This is a genomic window from Brachyspira catarrhinii (assembly GCF_005518285.1).
In the GTDB taxonomy this organism is placed as follows: domain Bacteria; phylum Spirochaetota; class Brachyspiria; order Brachyspirales; family Brachyspiraceae; genus Brachyspira; species Brachyspira catarrhinii.
Genome location: NZ_SJDU01000397.1, coordinates 1 through 1,992, shown reverse-complemented (window position 1 = coordinate 1,992; position 1,992 = coordinate 1). Strand labels below are relative to the sequence as shown.

At 23.1% G+C, this 1,992-nt stretch carries 3 protein-coding genes; all 3 read left to right on the top strand.

From position 1 onward, the window contains the following. The first annotated feature begins 70 nt into the window (after nucleotides 1–70). Nucleotides 71–742, top strand: a complete 672-nt coding sequence (locus tag EZH24_RS10885; RefSeq protein ID WP_137999138.1) for a hypothetical protein — start codon at nucleotides 71–73, stop codon at nucleotides 740–742. A gap of 13 nt (nucleotides 743–755) precedes the next feature. Beyond that, entirely contained in the window at nucleotides 756–1,175 is a 420-nt protein-coding gene (locus EZH24_RS10880) for a hypothetical protein (RefSeq protein ID WP_137999137.1), read from the top strand. 9 nt (nucleotides 1,176–1,184) lie between these two features. After that, nucleotides 1,185–1,992, top strand: an 808-nt coding sequence (locus tag EZH24_RS10875) for a hypothetical protein (RefSeq protein WP_137999136.1), incomplete at its 3' end; no start/stop codon positions are given.

Sequence of the window (1,992 nt, the reverse complement as noted above, 5' to 3'; positions counted from 1 at the left end):
ATAAAAAATACTTGACTTTTGTTTTTTGTGAGGTATAATTGACTAAATTGAGTAATATTAGGATATATATATGTTTACTAAACTACATGATGCCATGATAAAGATTAATGAAATATGCGAGCGTATTAAACATGGCATGTTTAAAGATAGAACTGTTTTAGTTTTTGGTGAAAGCAGGGCTGGAAAAGATACATTCATAAAAATATTATTAGGTTTAAAGTTTGAAGATTTACCAGTAAAAGAAAGCAGAGTAAAAAGTTTTTTTAGAAAAGTTTTTAATATAAAAGATCGTAAAAAATTAGGTACTGATGAAACTTGGATGTATGAAATTATAAAATCCAAAAAAATTGGTAATGATAAAAAGAAAAAATATTATTTTATAAATACACCTGGAAGTAATAATTCTAGAAAAAAATGTACTATTGATATAGCTAAGAAGATACCTCATTCTATGAGATGTTATATTTTTGACTCTAGTTATTTTAATCCTACTAATAATATACTTCATAATATAATAAAAAATAGGGTAAGAAAAAATATAGAACGTGGAATAAACAATATGGTTAAGTTTTCATTGGAAAATGAAAATATTAAATGTTTTGCTATAGGGACTCATGGTAACGATTTATATAATAAAAAAGAAATAGAAGAAAAAATATCAAAAGATTTAGGAGTTAGATGTAAGATATTTGAATTATCTGAAAGTCCTCAAGATGAAATTATAAATTTTATTTTAGATTAAAAGGAGAAATAATATGATAATTGCTACAATTCAGGGTGCTGAAGAAGGTTTTGAGCATACCACCGTAATTAATGGTAAATTAGTTAAAGGTAAAGAAGAAAATGAAGCAATAAATAAATTATATGAAATGCTTCCAAGACTTAATATTAATGATGATGAAGGTGTTATAAAAGTAAAGAATGGTTATACATTATGTTATATGAAGCATGAAAAAAGAGATATTTCAAATAGAAGAAGAACAGCTTTGATAATTTATAATAATGAAGTTACAAATGATGAAATGCAAAAAACATTGAAATTAATGGGATTAGATTATGAAAAGTGGCAAGAACTTCATTCTAAATATAAAACAAATACCAGTGTAAAAACTTTAACATCAATATTAGTAGCAATAGTTATTGTATTTATAATATTTTATTTTATTAATAAATAAGGATATTTTATGAAAAATTCGGAAATATTAATAGTTGCTGATAGTCAAACTAAATTTGATATAGAAAATGAATATTCAGAACGCAAAAAGATTTTTGGAGATTTAGAAATATATACTCCAGATGAAGATGCAGAAATACTCAATAAATATTATGTAAAAGAATTATATAAGGAGCCAATAAACTTAGCTAGTTCAAATCATAAATTCTTATATTTAGTTGAAAGTAAATTATTTAATAATGTTTATTACCCAATAGACACTTATTATGAATGTTATCAAAATGATTTTAAATATCTATTATCTCATTTATCTAAAAATATTGGAGCAAAGTATATAGAAATTATTATTCAAGAAGAAAAGATAAATATAGAAGAATTAGAAAAAAAGATGTCATCTGAATCTAATTTTATAGCAGGAAAATTAAAGATATGGGGAGGAGCAAATAAGAGTATAATATCTAAATTAAAGCATACAGAAAAAAAAGTAGATAGTTATAAGGAATATATAACAGAAATACATTCTCTACCTAAAGAAGATTTTAAAAAAATGATAGAAGATGAAAATATTAATATATATGCTTTAATGCAAATAAAATCTAAAATTGATGAGTATATGCTTCATGGTAAGATAGCTGGTAATATAGAAATAGAAGAATTTAAATTGGATCATGTAGTTTCTAGTTTAGAAAGATATTTAGATATGGCAGTAAAAGTAAGCGGTGCACGTATACCTAAATTTTTAAGTAATGTTTTAAATTCTTCTATGAATTTAAAATTTAGTTCTAATGCAAGCAGAGAAATAAAATATTCTAAATCTT

Excerpts from the sequence above, each read along its gene's own strand:
- EZH24_RS10885 (WP_137999138.1), top strand. The coding sequence starts at position 71 with ATGTTTACTAAACTACATGATGCCATGATAAAGATTAATGAAATATGC.
- EZH24_RS10880 (WP_137999137.1), top strand. The coding sequence starts at position 756 with ATGATAATTGCTACAATTCAGGGTGCTGAAGAAGGTTTTGAGCATACC.